Origin of the sequence: Salinibaculum sp. SYNS191 (assembly GCF_037338445.1) — an archaeon.
GTDB classification, from domain to species: domain Archaea; phylum Halobacteriota; class Halobacteria; order Halobacteriales; family Haloarculaceae; genus Salinibaculum; species Salinibaculum marinum.
Genome location: NZ_CP147838.1, coordinates 1,648,336 through 1,663,753 on the forward strand (window position 1 = coordinate 1,648,336; position 15,418 = coordinate 1,663,753).

The 15,418-nt window shown below is 67.9% G+C and carries 19 protein-coding genes; 12 read left to right on the forward strand and 7 right to left on the reverse strand.

Features of this window, described 5'->3' with window-relative positions; translation table 11 throughout:
* Nucleotides 1-84: 84 nt before the first annotated feature.
* Nucleotides 85-1,908, reverse strand: a complete 1,824-nt coding sequence (locus WDJ57_RS08960; RefSeq protein ID WP_338905693.1) for a hydrolase — start codon at nt 1,906-1,908, stop codon at nt 85-87.
* A gap of 161 nt (nt 1,909-2,069) precedes the next feature.
* Between WDJ57_RS08960 and WDJ57_RS08965 the strand changes: the two genes are divergently transcribed.
* Together WDJ57_RS08965 and WDJ57_RS08970 are read left to right on the forward strand one after the other, a co-directional pair.
* A complete protein-coding gene (locus WDJ57_RS08965) occupies nt 2,070-2,222 on the forward strand; it encodes a hypothetical protein (protein ID WP_338905694.1) in 153 nt (50 codons plus the stop codon).
* A 30-nt stretch (nt 2,223-2,252) separates the two neighbouring features.
* Complete coding sequence (locus WDJ57_RS08970; protein WP_338905696.1) at nt 2,253-2,975, forward strand: diphthine--ammonia ligase; 723 nt, start codon at nt 2,253-2,255, stop codon at nt 2,973-2,975.
* Between the two features lie 34 nt (nt 2,976-3,009).
* Here the strand turns inward: WDJ57_RS08970 and nikR are convergent, their stop codons facing one another.
* On the reverse strand, nt 3,010-3,429 hold the full coding sequence (gene nikR / locus WDJ57_RS08975; protein ID WP_338905698.1) for a nickel-responsive transcriptional regulator NikR: 420 nt from the start codon (nt 3,427-3,429) through the stop codon (nt 3,010-3,012).
* 133 nt (nt 3,430-3,562) lie between these two features.
* Here nikR and WDJ57_RS08980 point away from each other — a divergent pair, with 133 nt between their 5' ends.
* The 4 genes from WDJ57_RS08980 (at nt 3,563) to WDJ57_RS08995 (ending at nt 6,999) form a co-directional block, all read left to right on the forward strand.
* Entirely contained in the window at nt 3,563-3,739 is a 177-nt protein-coding gene (locus WDJ57_RS08980; RefSeq protein WP_338905699.1) for an HVO_0416 family zinc finger protein, read from the forward strand.
* Nucleotides 3,740-4,337: 598 nt separating this feature from the next.
* Nucleotides 4,338-4,685 carry a winged helix-turn-helix domain-containing protein gene (locus WDJ57_RS08985; protein ID WP_380629263.1) on the forward strand — a complete coding sequence of 116 codons (348 nt, stop codon included), beginning with the start codon at nt 4,338-4,340 and terminating at the stop codon, nt 4,683-4,685.
* Nucleotides 4,686-4,745: 60 nt separating this feature from the next.
* Complete coding sequence (locus WDJ57_RS08990; RefSeq protein ID WP_338905703.1) at nt 4,746-5,042, forward strand: DUF7521 family protein; 297 nt, start codon at nt 4,746-4,748, stop codon at nt 5,040-5,042.
* Between the two features lie 103 nt (nt 5,043-5,145).
* The gene (locus tag WDJ57_RS08995) at nt 5,146-6,999 is read left to right on the forward strand and encodes an ATP-dependent helicase (protein WP_338905705.1); all 1,854 of its coding nucleotides are present in this window, start codon (nt 5,146-5,148) and stop codon (nt 6,997-6,999) included.
* A 16-nt stretch (nt 7,000-7,015) separates the two neighbouring features.
* Here the strand turns inward: WDJ57_RS08995 and WDJ57_RS09000 are convergent, their stop codons facing one another.
* Nucleotides 7,016-8,119 (reverse strand): RNA ligase, encoded by a 1,104-nt coding sequence (locus WDJ57_RS09000; RefSeq protein ID WP_338905707.1) that lies wholly within the window; start codon nt 8,117-8,119, stop codon nt 7,016-7,018.
* 79 nt (nt 8,120-8,198) lie between these two features.
* Here WDJ57_RS09000 and WDJ57_RS09005 point away from each other — a divergent pair, with 79 nt between their 5' ends.
* Entirely contained in the window at nt 8,199-8,894 is a 696-nt protein-coding gene (locus tag WDJ57_RS09005; RefSeq protein WP_338905709.1) for an RNA ligase partner protein, read from the forward strand.
* Here the strand turns inward: WDJ57_RS09005 and WDJ57_RS09010 are convergent, their stop codons facing one another.
* Nucleotides 8,895-9,137, reverse strand: a complete 243-nt coding sequence (locus tag WDJ57_RS09010; protein ID WP_338905711.1) for a DUF7533 family protein — start codon at nt 9,135-9,137, stop codon at nt 8,895-8,897.
* A gap of 76 nt (nt 9,138-9,213) precedes the next feature.
* Here WDJ57_RS09010 and WDJ57_RS09015 point away from each other — a divergent pair, with 76 nt between their 5' ends.
* The 3 genes from WDJ57_RS09015 to hisE all read left to right on the forward strand — a co-directional run bounded on the left by WDJ57_RS09015 (nt 9,214) and on the right by hisE (nt 11,026).
* Nucleotides 9,214-9,825 (forward strand): riboflavin synthase, encoded by a 612-nt coding sequence (locus WDJ57_RS09015; RefSeq protein WP_338905713.1) that lies wholly within the window; start codon nt 9,214-9,216, stop codon nt 9,823-9,825.
* Between the two features lie 290 nt (nt 9,826-10,115).
* A complete protein-coding gene (gene pdxT / locus WDJ57_RS09020) occupies nt 10,116-10,709 on the forward strand; it encodes a pyridoxal 5'-phosphate synthase glutaminase subunit PdxT (protein WP_338905715.1) in 594 nt (197 codons plus the stop codon).
* A 26-nt stretch (nt 10,710-10,735) separates the two neighbouring features.
* Complete coding sequence (gene hisE, locus WDJ57_RS09025; protein ID WP_338905717.1) at nt 10,736-11,026, forward strand: phosphoribosyl-ATP diphosphatase; 291 nt, start codon at nt 10,736-10,738, stop codon at nt 11,024-11,026.
* A 30-nt stretch (nt 11,027-11,056) separates the two neighbouring features.
* Here hisE and WDJ57_RS09030 read toward each other — a convergent pair whose 3' ends face one another.
* The gene (locus tag WDJ57_RS09030) at nt 11,057-11,419 is read right to left on the reverse strand and encodes a DUF5518 domain-containing protein (RefSeq protein WP_338905719.1); all 363 of its coding nucleotides are present in this window, start codon (nt 11,417-11,419) and stop codon (nt 11,057-11,059) included.
* Between the two features lie 98 nt (nt 11,420-11,517).
* On the opposite strand from WDJ57_RS09030, the gene WDJ57_RS09035 reads away from it, so the two are divergent.
* Nucleotides 11,518-12,483: an NOG1 family protein gene (locus WDJ57_RS09035; protein ID WP_338905720.1), complete on the forward strand. Its 966-nt coding sequence runs from the start codon at nt 11,518-11,520 to the stop codon at nt 12,481-12,483.
* A gap of 24 nt (nt 12,484-12,507) precedes the next feature.
* On the opposite strand, the gene WDJ57_RS09040 is transcribed toward WDJ57_RS09035, so the two are convergent.
* Nucleotides 12,508-13,806, reverse strand: coding sequence for a TIGR00341 family protein (locus tag WDJ57_RS09040; protein ID WP_338905721.1), 1,299 nt, complete (start codon nt 13,804-13,806; stop codon nt 12,508-12,510).
* A 39-nt stretch (nt 13,807-13,845) separates the two neighbouring features.
* Entirely contained in the window at nt 13,846-14,547 is a 702-nt protein-coding gene (locus WDJ57_RS09045; RefSeq protein ID WP_338905723.1) for an RAD55 family ATPase, read from the reverse strand.
* 193 nt (nt 14,548-14,740) lie between these two features.
* Here WDJ57_RS09045 and engB point away from each other — a divergent pair, with 193 nt between their 5' ends.
* The gene (gene engB, locus WDJ57_RS09050) at nt 14,741-15,358 is read left to right on the forward strand and encodes a GTP-binding protein EngB (protein ID WP_338905725.1); all 618 of its coding nucleotides are present in this window, start codon (nt 14,741-14,743) and stop codon (nt 15,356-15,358) included.
* Nucleotides 15,359-15,418: the final 60 nt, after the last annotated feature.

The window sequence follows — 15,418 nt, forward strand, 5'->3', positions numbered from 1 at the left end:
CCCGAGACCCCTGTTTCTCCGTACCACACGCCGCCAGACGCCGGTTTGGGGACAACTGACACACCGGCGCTGGCGTCGGTTCGGCTACAGTTCGTAGCGGTTCTCGACCGTCCCGCCGTCGGCCTCCACCGTCAGCGTCACCGCGTCGGCGTCGGCCGGGACGTCGAGCGTACCCCGCCAGCGGTCGGCCGCGTCGACGGTCACATCGGTCTCCCCAGCGTCGTCGCCGGCGTCCCACCGCAGCGTCGCCGAGAGCGGGGCCGGCGCGTCGTTGACGACGACAGCCTCAGTCCCGCCGCCGGAGGTGTCGGCGAGGAACGCCTGGACCGGTTCGAACGCCGTCGCGAGTGCGTCCCGGGCCGCCTTCGGCGTGCCGTCGACGGCGTAGACGCCCATCCCCGCGCCGTCGGTGTCCCGGAGCACGCTGGCGACGGCACCGAGCCCGCGCCGGCGCGCCCCCTCGGCGACCGTCCGGACCACGTCGCGCTGGTAGGCCTGCGACGCCTCGATGCCGCCGTCGGCGTGGGCGGCGTGCTTGCCGGCGTCGAACCCCGCCGCGGCGTCGACGTCCGCACCGAGCGAGCCCGCGCCGAAGGCGGCCAGCAGGTCCGTCGGGTACCGGGAGAGCAGGCCGTCGAGGCTGTCCGCGGTGCCGTAGTCCCAGCCGGGATAGTACGCGGCGGCGTCGTGGTCGACGCCCGGGCCACCGACGACCGGCACGGCGGGGCGGTAGTCGGGGAACGCCTCGGCGACCCGCTCGGCGGGGCCGCGGTCGTAGCTCGTCCGCCAGGCCCGCCAGCGCAGGCGCAGGCTGTCGAGGAAGCCGTCGCCGACCGCGTCCGCGAAGGCGTCGGTCGGCTCGTCGTGGACGCCGAAGGCCGCCAGGCTCGGGTGGGTGCTGTAGGCGTCTGCCAGCGTCTCCGCCAGCGCGGCCCCGCGGTCGGCGTCGAAGCGGCCGGGACCGGTCAGCGGGAGGCCCTGCCAGACGAGCAGGCCGGCCTCGTCGCAGGCCTCGTAGAACGCCGGTGGAAGGACGTGTGCGGGGGCGCGGACGAGATTGGCGTTGAGGTCGAGCGCCCGGTCGACGTCGTCCGGGTCGGCGGTGGCGAGGTTGACGCCCCGGACCGGCAGTTCCTGCCCGTTGACGACGAACTGGCTGCCATCGCGGGCGATGTCACAGACGCCGGTGGTGACCGAGCGCTCGTGGTCGCCGAGTTTCGCGCGGAGCCGGTAGCGGTGCTGGTCGCCGAGGTCGCGGGGCCACCACAGCGCCGGGTCGCGCACGTCGATGGTGTGCTCGACCGTGGTCTTGCCCGGCCCGCTGGTCTCGACGCTGCCCCGTTCCATCATCCCGCGGGTCTGCAGGTCGCCCTCGGGCTTCAGGGAGTAGGTGATGCGCTCGTCGATAGGGTCCTCGGAGACGACGGTCGTGCGGACGTGCAGGCGCGCGCCCTCGTCGGTCAGTTCCGGCCGGACGCGGATGCGGTCGATGTACGGCAGCGGGTAGGCTTCCAGCGACGCGCCCCACCAGATGCCGGGCACGCGCTCCTCGGGGGGGACGGCGTCGGTGTCGTGGAGGCCGCCGAAGCGATCCTCCGGGCGGTGGCAGGTGACGGAGAGTTCGTTGTCCTCGAAGGGAAGGAAGGGGAGACGAAGCGGCTCGAAGTAGGCGTCGTGGTCGACGGCCCCGTCGCCGTCGAGGCGTTCGCCGGTCACGTCGACCGTCGCACGCGCGTACAGCCCCGACAGTTCCACGACGGCGACGTCGTCGCGCTCGTCGCGGGGGTCGTCGAAGTGGGTCACGTAGGTCACCCCGTCGGCCCTCGCGAACGCCTCGGGCTTGCCCGGGACCGTCACGGACCGCTCCTCGGTGTCCCCGACCGCCGTCGCACGCCACTCGTCGAACATACAACTCCGCGCGTCCGCCGCCCACATATCATTTGCGTGTCTCTCGACGGGGAGGGACGCGCCGTCCCTGACGAGCGCCGCGAAGCCCCTCGCAGTCCCACACTTTCACTTCCACCGCGCCCATGGCTCGCTTTAACGGTGCTAGCGGGCCAAGTGAGGGTATGCTCGACGAACTCGCCTGCACCTGCGAAGCGGCCGGCTGCGACCGCGAACTCGGCGACGACGACTGCATGCTCGCCTACCGCACGGACGCGGGCGAGCGCCGCGCCTACGAGTGCGACTGCGGTGCCGTGACCGTCACCGTCCACCGATAAGGGTTTGAGCGGCGGCGCGCTCTTGCCGGTATGACATCCGGCGCGTGGGTCAGCCTCTTCTCGGGCGGCAAGGACTCCTCGTGGGCGCTGTACCAGGCGCTCGAACGCGGCCTCCCCGTCGAGCGGCTGGTGACCGTCCACCCCGACGGCGACTCCTACATGTATCACGTCCCGGCGACGGAACTCGCCGGTCTCGCCGCCGAGAGCGTCGGTATCCCGCTGGTCGACGTCCACCCCGACAACTTCGGAGCGGACGACGTGCCCGACGCCGGCGCGCAGGGCGACGCCGAACTCGAACCGCTGGAGGCGGCGCTTCGGGACCTGGCCGGGAACCTCGACGGCGGCATCGCCGGCCTCACCGCCGGGGCCGTCGAGAGCGAGTACCAGACCTCGCGCATCGAGGCGATGGCCGAGCGCCTGGACGCCGAACTCTTCGCCCCGCTGTGGCAGCGCGACCCCGAGACGCTGGCCGAGGAAATGCTGGCGGCCGGCTTCGAGATAACCATCATCCAGGTGGCCGCGGCGGGCCTCGACGAGTCGTGGCTCGGCCGGACGCTCGACGCCGACGCGCTCGCGGACCTCCGTGCACTCAACGAGGAGTACGGCGTCCACATCCTCGGAGAGGGTGGCGAGTTCGAGACGCTGGTGACCGACGGTCCCCACATGAGCCGCCCCATCGAACTCGACTACACGACCGACTGGGACGGCACCCGCGGCACCATCGTCGTCGAAGACGCGTGGCTCGGTGAGTGAGTCGAAGCGGTTCGAGGTCGCCAGCGGCCCGTCGTCAGGACAGGGGGTCGATGCGGTCGACGGGCATCACGGAGTAGTCGATGGAGAGGATGTCCTGCGTGGCGCGAATCTTGCCCACGAAGGTAGAGATGTCGGCCATCGACCCTTCGAGGATGAACAGTTCCATGCAGTAGTGGTCGCCGACGTGGTTGTGGACGTTCGAGGTCACCAGTTCGTCGTAGTCGTGGCGGATGTGCATCATCCGCTGTTCGACGTCCGTCGACTGGTAGTCGAAGAGGACGGTGATGACGCCCATCAGTTCGCGGTCCTCCAGTTGCTTGTCCTCGAACTCGCCCAGCAGGTTCCGGGCAGCCTCGCGGACGACCTCGCTTCGACCGGTGTACCCGTGCTCGTCGGCGAACGCGTCGATGCGCTCCAGCAACTCGTCCGGCATCGAGACGCTGACGACTGTCATGTATTAATTCACGCGCCGGATTCTACTAGAATCTTATTATCGTCCCGCGCCGCGGGCGTCGCGCCCCCGGTCGCGTGTCAATATGTACCACTACCGTTAGAGCTATATGCTGGTGTGGTATACCATAGCACGTATGGCGTCCGCACCGAGCAGCGACGACATGTTCGACGAGTTCCTGACCCAGCGCGGTCACGAGACCGAAAGCGTCGGCTGGGAACAGAACTATAACAAGAAGCAGTGCCCCGACTGTGGCGGCCTCCACGCGGAGGGCGCCACAGAGTGCTCGGTCTGCGGCTGGACACCGGTATAGCGCCGTCACCGTCCCTGCGATTTTTTGAGTCACAGTCCACAGCGGCCGCTCGGGCGGTCGAAGCGTGAGAGAGGTGTAGCCGACCACCGCGCCGCGTGGATAGCGGCGCGACGGGCGGCCTCGGCGTGAGCCGTCCGACGTCGCCCGGCCGCGACGCCCGACGACCGTCACCGAGCGAGGCCCTCGTGCGGGCGTGACCGCGGCGCAGTGGGTGCCATCCGGGAGGACCCGTTCCACGTCCTCCGTGCGGTGCCACAGCCACGTCCCGGCGGGGGCCGACAGCGTCTCGTGGACCGCGTCCGGGCGCCGCGTGACGACCGCTCCGGGACGTCAAGGTCGTCTGCGAGCCGACAAGCGTCCGGGGGTGTTCTGTCACCCTGTCGCCACTCACACACCCGACCGGGCTGGAGACAGCGCGTTGGCCGTCACGAGGGGGATTAGCCGGCCCGGTTGGCGGTGATACGGCGGTCGTCAGTGCCGGACGCGGTCCGCATCGGACCTACAGCCCGGTCCGTCATAACTCCCGGCGAGTAGTTTCTGAGTCTGAAAGAGCCCGCTCCCGAAAACGCTTATGTGCTGGAGTAGCCTGTTCCCGGTAGTGGACGACCGTAGCATCGAGGAGATACTCGACACCATCGGTGACCGCCACGCCAGGCGTGTCCTGGCGGCAATCAGCCGGGAACCCAAGTCCGCGAAGGACCTCGCCGAGGAGTGTGACCTGTCGCTGCCGACGGTCTACCGGCGCATCGAGATGCTCGACGAGTACGACCTCGTCACGGACCAGACGCTGGTCGCCGACGACGGCAACCACTACAAGGTCTACGAGTCGAACTTCGAGAGCACCGTCATCTCGCTGGAGGAGGACCAGTACCGGGTCCGCATCTACCGCGAGGAGAACCTGCCCGACCGGTTCAGCCAGCTGTGGGACGACCTCCGCACCGAGTGACGAGTGACCGTCGGGGGTAGCCACGTTTATTAGACCACTTTGTCTATCACTCCCCAACCGATGGTGGAGGCCGAACCGCTCGCACGGGGGATGCTCCTTGTGTTACGCTTCGTCGTCTTCGGGCTCACGCTGGGCATCACGCTCATCAGCTTCCAGGCCTACCAGAAGCGCCGCACCCAGCGGCTGCAGTACGCGTTCCTCGGCTTCGCGTTCATCAGCATGGGCGTGGCAATCAGCAGCGTCATCACGCAGTTCGGTGCCGGCGCCGACCCCCTCGTTCGCACGTTCTTCCAGCTAGCCGAGACGATTCCCTGGATTGTCGGCTTCAGTATGATATACCTCTCGCTGTACCGCTGAGTCGCTACCGCGACAGAGCAGCCCCAGCGGCCGCGGGAACGCCGTTCTCGGATAGAGAGATAAGTCGCTCCGTTTATGGCCCTCCATATCCACTAGAGTCCCAATGACTGACTCGACCACCCAGGTCATCCGCCTGTTTGGTGGCCCGGGGAGCGGGAAGACGACGGCTCTGCTCGACCGGGTGGAACAATTGCTCGAAGAGAACGACGACGTTGACGTCCGGGACGTGCTGGTCGTCTCCTACACGCGGGCCGCCGCGGCGGAAATCCGCGAACGGCTCGCAGAACGCCTCGACACGACGCCGCGTGCCCTCCGTGGCAACGTCTGCACGATGCACGCGAAGGCCTACGACCTGCTGAACCTCTCGCGGGGCGACGTCGTCGGCGAGTCCGACAAGGAGGAGTTCTGCGAGCAGTTCGGCGTCGAGTTCGAGGACGAGTACGAGGGCTCGCGCCGCCGCTCGGCCCGCTCGACGACCCTGGGGAACAAGGTCATCGCCACCAGTCAGTGGCTCCAGCGCACCCGCCGCGACGTGGCCGACTGGTACGACGTCCCCTTCAAGTGGGACGAGGAGAAGGTCCGTCTCCCGCCGGACATCGACGACAACGCCCAGACGGGCAACAAGTACACGCCGACCTGGCCCTCGGACGACGACCGGCTCGACATCCCGGAGGCCATCCGCGCCTGGCGGCGGTACAAGGGCGACAACGGGCTGGTCGGCTTCGCCGACATGCTCGAACGGGTCAAGCAGCGCTCGCTGCTGCCCAACGTCGACTACCTCGTCATCGACGAGTTCCAGGACATCACGACGCTGCAGTACGACGTCTACACCGAGTGGCGGCCCCACATGAAGCGGGTGCTCATCGCCGGCGACGACGACCAGGTCGTCTACGCCTGGCAGGGCGCCGACCCGGACCTGCTGCTGGACGAGGACGTCGACGAGGACGTCATCCTCCCCAACTCCTACCGCCTGCCCTCCCGGATTCTCAACGTCGTCAACAGGGAGGTCAACCACATCACCAAGCGCCAGGAGAAGGACCTCAAGCCCCGCAAGGAGGGCGGCAAGGTCGAGGCCGTCCAGCGGCCGTCGATGCTGGACCTGGTGCGCAACGTCCGCGGGACTATCCAGGAGACCGAGGACGACACCGCGATGATACTCTTCCGCGCGCGCTACCAGATGTTCCAGTTCATGGACGAGTTCATCGGCGAGGGCATCCCGTTCAAGTGTCTGACCGACCAGCGGATGTGGACCGACCGGCTGACACAGTACGTCGACGCCATCGAGGCGCTCGACGCCGACGAGCCGGTCAACGGGTTGCAGGCCCGCCGGCTGGCCGACATGCTCGCCGACTCCGCGTTCGGGACCGGCGAGCGCGACGACTTCTTCGACGCGCTGGACGAGCGCGAGGAGGAGACCGGCGTCGACGACATCGTGAACATGGACATCGAGCCGGAGATGGTCCGCGAGTACGTCCCCTTCGTACCGGACCCGCGCTCGGCCGCGGACATGCTCCGGAAGGTCACGAACTTCCAGGAGCGCTCGGTCGACGCCTACTTCGCCGGCGAGTACCGCGGGCTGGACCGCGACCGGGTGCGCGTCGGCACCATCCACTCCGCGAAGGGTCGCGAGGCCGACCACGTCTTCGTCGCCACCGACCTCACCGAGAAGGTAGTCGAGCAGATGGCCGCGACGGTCGACCAGCAGAACACCCCGGTGCCCGGCGACGGCGAGTTCACGAAACACACCTCGCCGGTGCCGACGCTGACCGACAACGAACGCCGCGTCTTCTACGTCGGCATGTCCCGCGCCCGCGAACGCCTCGTCCTGATGGAGAACCTCGTCGACGGCGCGCCGACCCTGCCCGTCGACGTCCTCCTCAACAACGAACCGACCGACGCCGACGTCGACGAACTGCTGGCCGAGGCCGAGGAACCGCTGCCCGCGCAGGCCGACTGACGCCACTCGCTTTCGCTTACTCGTCTATCGTCCCGCCGGTCAGGTAGTGCGCTATCTTCTCGCGGCTGGTGTCTGCGACCTTCAGGAAGCGGACGACGCGCTCGCCGTCCTCGTAGCCGTCGTCCAGAATCTCCAGGTGGAGGCCGTAGCCCCGGAACCGATTGAGCTGTGCCTCGATGGTCGCCGGGTCGCCGCGGATGGTGTGCTCGTCGCCGATGAGCCGGTCGGCGGCCACGTCGCGGATGCTCTCGACGGCCGGCAGGAGGATTGCCTCGCCGAGGTCGCGGGCCCGCTCGCGGGTCTGTGCCTCGTCGTCGTCGAACTCCACCGCCTGGTAGGCCTCGCGGATGATGCGCGCAAAGAGGAAGTCCCGGCCGTAGTCGTAGGGCTTGTCGAAGGCGTGGGCGAGGTCGGCGCGGTGGATGGCGCTGGTGGTGTACTTCAGGGCGCGGCGGCCGTCGGCGGACTTCATCACGACCCCCTCCCGGCCGCGCGCGTCCAAGTCGTCGATGGCCTCCCGGACGGCGTCGGCGGCCCCGGTCGGGTCGTGGACGCCGAACTCCGGGACCTGCGGGAGGTCGTAGGCGTCACAGACCTCGCGGCGGTCGGCGACGGGCATCGGCTCGCCGGTCTCGCGGTGGCGGACGTCGAACACCCTGAGTGCGGCCTCGTCGACCTCTGCGTAGTCGTGGGTCGTATAGGGGTTCTCCGGCCCGATGAGTTCGCCACAGACGACGCGCTCGGGGTGGTCGTCGAAGAAGGCGTCCACCGGGAGGTCGCGGGCGAGGTCGGTCGTGAACGGACAGATGTAGCCGCTGCGGGTGAACGCGTAGACGTCGCCGTCGGCGCAGGCGACACGCACGTTGTAGCCGTTGAGTTTCTCCTCGACGGCGACCGGGCCGTCGAAGAACTCGACCACGCCGGGATCGAGCACGAGCGTCCGCGGGATGGATGGAAAGCCGCGGACGACCGCGTCGCCGACGACGACCGTGCCGCGCTCGACGCCGTGGCGCGCGTCGGGCAGGTAGTGGTAGGCGCGGCCGCGGTAGGTGTCGCGCTCGAAGTGCTCCCGGAGGTCGTCGTGGTCGGCGTCGAAGACCTCGCCGAGGTCGCGGTCCATACCCAAAGACGCGCCGGTCAGCGGCAAAAGCGTAACGCGGGCCGGAGAACATTTGCCGACGGCCGGTGAAGTGACGGGTATGGCCACCTCGCCGCTCAAACAGCGGTTCGTGCTCGACACGTCGCTGTTCCTGACGCCGGAGATACGCGGCGACGACGAGTCCGTCGAGGAGACCTGCGTCCGCCTGCTCGACGACATCGCGGAGGCGCGCCTGGAACACGGCATCTCCTGTTACATGCCCCCCTCCATCTACGAGGAACTGACCACGATGTTGCGGGACCGCGACGTCTCGCAGGCGACCATCCAGAAACTCAACACCTGGGTCATCACGAAAAGCCCCGCCCACTACGAGGTGATGATTCCCGCGGAGATGGTCTACGAGTTCATCGACGAGATGTCAGAGCGGGTCGACCGCGGCCTGCGCGTCTCCGAGAAGGCCGTCCGGAAGGCCGAACAGAAGCGCGACGAGACCGTCGAGGACCACGACTACATGACCGAAATCGACCGGGTCATCTCCGAGTTGCGCGACGAGTACCGCGACGCCCTCCGGCAGGGCGTGCTCGACTCGCGGGAGGACTTCGACCTGCTCATCCTGGCGCGGGAACTCGACGCCGGCGTCGTCACCGAGGACCAGGGCATCATCAACTGGGCCGAGGACTTCGGCCTGCGCTACCTCTACGGCCGGGACTTCCCGGCGCTGCTCTCCGAGTACCTCGCGGTCAGCGAGCGCGACCGCTGGCGGGCGACGGACACGGGCGAGGACGCCGACGGGTAGTCACTCCTCGTCGTCGGGCGATTTCGCGACCGTCCCGGCGACCTTTCGAGCGGCGACGCCGAGGAGGTCCGTCGGGGAGGTGTAAATTTCCATCCCGACGACCATCACTACCGCGAAGGCGACGAAGCCGGCCCCGACCAGCACGTCGCCGTCGAGCAGGCGCAACAGGCCGAAGAAGGCCACCGGGATGGCGAAGACGACGCTCCCGGCGAGTCCGAGCAAACCGGTGATACCCCGCGACATGAGCGGAGGTAGGGGCGAGGACGGCATAAGCGCGCGGCATCGAAAGCGTTTGGCCGGTTCGACCCGAAGCGAGGGTATGTTCACCGGCATCGTCGAGGAGACCGGCGAGGTGCTGGCCGTCGAGGACGAGGAGGGCGGCCGTCGACTGCGCATCGGGACCACCTTCGAGGACCTGTCGGCCGGGCAGTCCATCAGCGTCAGCGGGGCCTGTCTGACCGTCGAGGAGTACGCGGACGGCGAGTGGTTCTCGCTGTTCCTCGCGACGGAGACCGTCGCGAAGACGTACCTCGGGGACCTCGCGGTCGGCGACAGCGTGAACCTCGAACGCGCGATGCCCGCCGACGGCCGCTTCGACGGCCACTTCGTGCAGGGTCACGTCGACACCACCGCCGAGGTGCTCGGCATCGAACAGGAAGGCGAGGACTGGGTCTACACGTTCTCGATTCCGGAGGGGCAGGGACAGTACATCGTTCCCAAGGGGTCGATAACCGTCGACGGCATCAGCCTGACCGTCGCTGACCTCGCGGACGGACAGTTCAGCGTCGCTATCATCCCCGAGACGTACCGACTGACGACGCTCTCGGAGAAGGAGGTCGGCGACCCGGTCCACCTGGAAGTGGACGTGGTGGCGAAGTACGTCGAGAGTCTGGTGGACGCGGAGGCCGTCGGCAACGTCGTCGGCGAGTGAGCGGAGCAGAGTTGGTCCGGCGGCGACGCGCCACTCGAATATGCCCAGCGTGCATCGCCGGCGCGCAGATATTAAATTCCCATTATATTCTCTAGGGGCGAAGCTTATGTGTCGGACTGCGAGTGAGGTATACAATGACACACTACAGTGCCAGCCGGGGTATCCGGTACACAGCACCGCCGACAGAGGAGACGGAGACAGCCGAGACGACGGCAGAGGGAAGCGAACCTGCCGCCGCGGACGACTGACGTAACGAGGGGTTTTTCGCCGTCAGCACCATACGGGGAGTCATGACGCTGACGGCGGGTGTGGTGGCCGTACAGGGGGACGTGAGCGAGCACGCGGAGGCAATCGAGCGTGCCGCCGCAGCCCACGGCCGGGAGAGCGAAGTGGTCGAGATACGCGAGTCCGGGCTGGTGCCCGACTGCGACGCCCTGCTCATGCCTGGCGGGGAGTCGACCACCATCTCCCGGCTCATCCAGCGGGAGGGCATCGCCGGGGAGATAATCGCCCACGTCGAGGCCGGCAAGCCGCTGCTGGCGACGTGTGCCGGCCTCATCGTCGCCAGCACGGACGCCCAGGACGACCGCGTGGAGACGCTGAACCTGCTGGACGTGACCGTCGAGCGCAACGCCTTCGGCCGGCAGAAGGACAGCTTCGAGGCCCCGCTGGACGTCGAGGGCTTCGACGAGCCCTTCCCCGCCGTGTTCATCCGCGCGCCGGTCATCGACGAGGTGTTCGCGGGCGTGGAGGTGCTGGCGAGGTGGGACGACAACCCCGTCGCCGTCAGGCAGGGCCCGGTCGTCGGCACTTCCTTCCACCCGGAACTCACCGGCGACTCCCGCATCCACGACCTCGCCTTCTTCGACGCTTCGACGCGCTGAAGAGCGTCCGCGGTGTTGTGGCCGCCATGAGCGACACCGACATCGTCGACGAGCTATTCGCGGTCATCGAGGACCGCAAGGAACGTCTCCCGGAGGACTCCTACACGGCCTCGCTGTTCACCCACGAGAAAGGCGAGAACGCCGTGCTGGAGAAGCTGGGCGAGGAGATGACGGAGCTGATTCTGGCCGCGAAGGACGGCGACGACGACGAAATCGCCCACGAGTCCGCGGACATCGTCTATCACTTGCTCGTTTTGCTGGCGATGCACGACATGACCGTCGGGGACCTGCGCGAAGAACTCGAAAAGCGGCGGTAGACACGGCCTGCGACAGGCGGGATAGTCTTTTTATCCCAGTAGTCCACCGACGGCCCCGCCGATGGCGCTGTCGATAGCGAAGACCAGGGCGATAGCGACGGCGATGACGAACACGCTGGCACCGCCGAGGATGCCGCCGATGGGGCCGGCGGCCACGCCGCCGGCGAGGGCACCGAGGACTCCAAAGAGGATGGCGAGGACGAGACCGCCCAGCGAGCCGGCGAGCAGGCCGTGCCAGGCCCCGTTCGCGAGGCCGCCGCCGGCGACCAGACCCGCGACGACGCCCGCGATGAGGCCGGCACCGATGTGTCCGATAACCGGCAGCGCGAAGGCGAGAAATCCGCTGACGATACCCGCGAGAAACCCGATGACGACGGCGTTCCAGTTGGTCATGCCCACAATTCGCCGGCGAGCGGCAAGACGGTGTCGGCGGGCGTGACAGGGCGTGCCAACGGACGCGCTTTTCAGTGCTGGCCGTCTACGGCGCGGTAATGAGCCAGCCGTTCGAGGACTTGCCGACGCTTTTAACCGCCGACGAGCTCGTCGACAAGGCCTTCTCGCGAGCGGCCCGGTCCGGGCGCTCGAAGTCCGGCGTCGACGCCCAGCAGTCGATGCTGATGACCGCGACCAACATCGTCTCCGACAACCTGGAGAACGCGGTCAGCGAGTGGCCCGACTTCGGGACGCTCGACCCGTTCTACTACGAGCTCGCCGACGCCATCGCCGACGTGGACGCCCTGCGCCAGTCGCTGAACGAACTCTCCTGGGCCTCCCGGAAGGCCACCGACATCCGCAAGGAGTACGAGGGCCGCATCGCTCGCGGCGACGCCGACACCGCCCGCAAGCTCCGCAAGCAGGCTTTCGCCCGCGTCGCCGACGTCGTCGACGAAATCGAGGACGACATCCAGGTGCTGGCGGACGCCCGCTGGGACCTGCGGAAACTGCCCGACATCCGCCCGGACGAGCCGACCATCGTCATCGCCGGCTACCCGAACGTCGGCAAGTCCTCCTTCGTCAACGAGGTCACCCGCGCCAGCAACGAGACCGCAAGCTACCCCTTCACCACGACCGGGGTCGACATCGGCCACGTCGAGCGCGACCACATCCGCTACCAGCTCGTCGACACGCCGGGGCTGCTCGACCGCCCGCCGGAGGAGCGCAACGATATCGAGTCACAGGCCGTCAGCGCGCTCGAACACGCCGCCGACGCCGTGCTCGTCCTGCTGGACGCCTCCGGCGACTGCGGCTACCCGCTCGCCGACCAGCTCGAACTCCGGGACGCCATCGAGGCGCGCTTCGACGTGCCGGTCCTGACGATATGTAACAAGTCCGACCGCTCGCGGGACGTCGAGGCCGACTACTACATGAGCATCACCGAGGACGAGAACGTCGACGCGGTGCTGGACGCGGCAATCGACGCCGTGGAGTACGAACCGGAACTGCCCTTCGACGAGTAGTCAGCGGACGGCGCGACCGCCACGTCAGCCGACTTCGGTCGTCAGGTACCGGACCTCAGTCGTGATATTCCGTCCCAGGCGCTCCTCGATGCGGGCATCCAGCGTCGAGGAGAGACTGCCGACCGTCTCGCCGGGCGGAACGCCCACGGTCACGATGACCCGCTGTGGCCGCTGGAAGAGGACGGTGTTGGTCTGTTCGACCTCGACGTCGAGCAACTGAACGTCGAAGGGCACCGAGGCGTCCGTCGAGTTGACGACGGCCTCCGCGTCGGCCTGGATGTCCTGAGTCGTCGTCGCGCGGGTGTAGGAGTCGACGGTCACGCCGCCGAGGAAGGCCGACAGCACGACGATTGCCACGACGAGGACGCCGATGCGCTTGACCGTCGCGCTCTTTGCGCTGTTCTGGCGGAACCAGTGCTCCGGGCGGTAGCCGCGGTACCACAGGACGACCAGCGCCGCGAGGTTGATGGAGAGGACGTTCACGAGCAGCAGGACGCTGGAGCCGAGCGTCACGAGCGGCGCGCCCCAGGCCAGCCCGATGCCGGCCGTCGCGGCGGGCGGGATGAGCGCGACGGCGATCATCACGCCGACCAGCGCCGTCGAGACGCCGGAGGTGAGGCTGACGATGCCGGCCGCGCCGGCACCGAGCGCGACGACGAGCGAGAGGAAGTCGGGCGCGACCCGCTCGCGTATCTCCGGGACTGTCGCCACGTCGGCCAGCGGCGGCACGACGTTGGTGTACCGGACGAAGGTTGCGAAGGCCGCAGCGGTCAGGACCGCCAGCAGGAGGCCGCCGACCTGGAGGCGGACGCCCCGCGAGAACAGGTCGTGGTCGTTGACGACGGTGCCGACGCTCGCGGCCATCGCGGGCCCCACGAGCGGCGCGATGACCATCGACCCGACGACGACCGCCGGGGAGTCGAGCAGGAGCCCCGCCGTGGCGATGACGGCGCTGACGACTGTCATCACGACGTAGGTCGTCGTCGACGGCGCGAGCGAGGAGGCGGCCGCGGTCAACTCCTCGCGGGCGATGATGTCCTCGTCCTTCTCCTCGGCGTACTCCTCCTGGAGCTGTTCGAACCGCTGTGAGACGACGGTGCTGGCCTCGACGACGACGGTGAAGGTGTCGTCGCTGAGGCCGGCCTCCCGGAGCGACTCCAGCACCGGCTCGACGGCGTTTTTCGGCAGCGGGAAGGTGGCGACGGCGGCGTATTTCCGCCCGCTGGTCTCGTCGGTCACGACGTAGTCGATGCCCTCGTCGTCGAGGGTCGCGAGCACTGTCTCGCGTTTGCCCGCGGGGATGGTGACCTGAACGAGTCGCACGTCTCCGGGGTCGGCGGCGGGGAGAAAAAGCGTTCGGGGTCAGATGTTCCGGCTGTTGTCGACGTGGACCTGGCGGTTGATTTCGAGCGATATCTTCTCCGAGACGGTGTTGCCGCCCCTGTTCTTCGGAATCGTCAACTGGTGTTCGATGCCGGTCGGCACCGACACGATTTCGAGTTCCCAGACGGTGTCGGCGACGGTCAGCGTCGTCCCGCGCAGCGGCGGCACGGAGTCCGAGGCGATGCAGTGGAGGACGCCGATGCTCTCGGTCTCTATCATCCGCTGTTTGAAGTAGTTGAGCACCTCCTGGTACGCGTTCCGCTTTTCGGTGCGTTCGAGCGGGTTCGTCGGGTCGACGACGACGTTGGACGTCCGGTCGACCGCCTCGATGGCGTCGTAGACGCCGTTCAGCAGGACGTTCTCATCGGTGGAGGCGATAGACGGCGCCCGGTTGCCGGTCACCTCCTTGAAGAACTTGTTGTCCATCGTGGCCGACTTCCCCACGTACTCGACCGTGACATCGGCCTCGAAGTCGTGGACGCCCCTGAGCCCGTCCTCGACGGCGTCGTTCCACCTGAGCGTCGAGAGGTATTTCGTCGGTCGCTCCCGCATCAGATGATGGACGAGCGATTCGCTCTGGCTCCCCGGCGGTGTGACCAGCGCCAGGAGATTCCCCGGCGGAAGGCCGCCCTCTAGCTGTCTGTCGATTGCTTCCACCCCTGTCGATAGTTTCTGCGCCACGTTGCCCACCTACAAGTTACACTGAATTGATAAGGGATATACTTAGCGGCCACGCTCGACGCGGCCCCACCGGAGCGGGACCCCAACTGGCGACGTCGGCAGCGACGCCGACCGACGGAGCGGGCTGACCGGCCGCTCGCGTCCCGCGAGCCGGAACTGACAGCCTTATTCCCGCCGAGGGAGTACGCCCTGTATGTTCGAGACGCGGCCGGACCGGGACGCGGAGGTCGTTCTCGTCGGGCGGTCCAACGTCGGCAAGTCGACGCTTATGCGCGAACTCACCGGCCACACCTTCGACACCGGGCAACGCCCCGGCGTCACCCGCAAGCCCAACCACTACGACTGGGCACCGGAGGACTTCGTCCTCACCGACCTCCCCGGCTTCGGCTACATGAAGGGGCTCCCCGAGGACGCCCAGGAGGAGATCAAGACCGACGTGGTGCAGTACGTCGAGCGCTACGCCGACAACATCCTCGCCGGCGTGCTCGTGCTCGACGGGAAAGCCGTCGTCGACATCATCGACCGCCACTCCGGCCCCGACGAGATCCCCCACGACGTCGAGCTCTTCCACTTCCTCCGGGACGTCGGCATCCCGCCCGTCGTCGCCGTCAACAAGATGGACAAGGTCGACGACCGCGACCAGCGCCTGAACGACATCTGCGACCGCCTCGGCCTCGTCCCACCCTGGAAGCAGTGGCAGGAGACCATCGCCCCCATCAGCGCCAAGCGCGGGAACATCGACGCCGCGACCGAGGCCGTCCGCCACCACCTCCACGAAGCCAAACGAGACGACCTGTTCAAGTTCTTCTGAGACTACTTTTTGCGGCGTTGGGTGTCGCACACGCGCCTTCGGCGCGTGGCGCACCACTCC

Coding starts and splice junctions, on each gene's coding strand:
- WDJ57_RS08980 (WP_338905699.1), top strand. CDS start 3,563: ATGGCGTCCGCACCGAGCAGCGACGACATGTTCGACGAGTTCCTGACC.
- WDJ57_RS09000 (WP_338905707.1), bottom strand. CDS start 8,119: ATGGACCGCGACCTCGGCGAGGTCTTCGACGCCGACCACGACGACCTC.
- engB (WP_338905725.1), top strand. CDS start 14,741: ATGTTCGAGACGCGGCCGGACCGGGACGCGGAGGTCGTTCTCGTCGGG.
- WDJ57_RS09005 (WP_338905709.1), top strand. CDS start 8,199: ATGGCCACCTCGCCGCTCAAACAGCGGTTCGTGCTCGACACGTCGCTG.
- WDJ57_RS08970 (WP_338905696.1), top strand. CDS start 2,253: ATGACATCCGGCGCGTGGGTCAGCCTCTTCTCGGGCGGCAAGGACTCC.
- WDJ57_RS09030 (WP_338905719.1), bottom strand. CDS start 11,419: ATGACCAACTGGAACGCCGTCGTCATCGGGTTTCTCGCGGGTATCGTC.
- WDJ57_RS08990 (WP_338905703.1), top strand. CDS start 4,746: ATGGTGGAGGCCGAACCGCTCGCACGGGGGATGCTCCTTGTGTTACGC.
- WDJ57_RS08965 (WP_338905694.1), top strand. CDS start 2,070: ATGCTCGACGAACTCGCCTGCACCTGCGAAGCGGCCGGCTGCGACCGC.
- WDJ57_RS08995 (WP_338905705.1), top strand. CDS start 5,146: ATGACTGACTCGACCACCCAGGTCATCCGCCTGTTTGGTGGCCCGGGG.
- WDJ57_RS09035 (WP_338905720.1), top strand. CDS start 11,518: ATGAGCCAGCCGTTCGAGGACTTGCCGACGCTTTTAACCGCCGACGAG.
- hisE (WP_338905717.1), top strand. CDS start 10,736: ATGAGCGACACCGACATCGTCGACGAGCTATTCGCGGTCATCGAGGAC.
- WDJ57_RS09010 (WP_338905711.1), bottom strand. CDS start 9,137: ATGTCGCGGGGTATCACCGGTTTGCTCGGACTCGCCGGGAGCGTCGTC.
- WDJ57_RS09015 (WP_338905713.1), top strand. CDS start 9,214: ATGTTCACCGGCATCGTCGAGGAGACCGGCGAGGTGCTGGCCGTCGAG.
- nikR (WP_338905698.1), bottom strand. CDS start 3,429: ATGACAGTCGTCAGCGTCTCGATGCCGGACGAGTTGCTGGAGCGCATC.
- WDJ57_RS08960 (WP_338905693.1), bottom strand. CDS start 1,908: ATGTTCGACGAGTGGCGTGCGACGGCGGTCGGGGACACCGAGGAGCGG.
- pdxT (WP_338905715.1), top strand. CDS start 10,116: ATGACGCTGACGGCGGGTGTGGTGGCCGTACAGGGGGACGTGAGCGAG.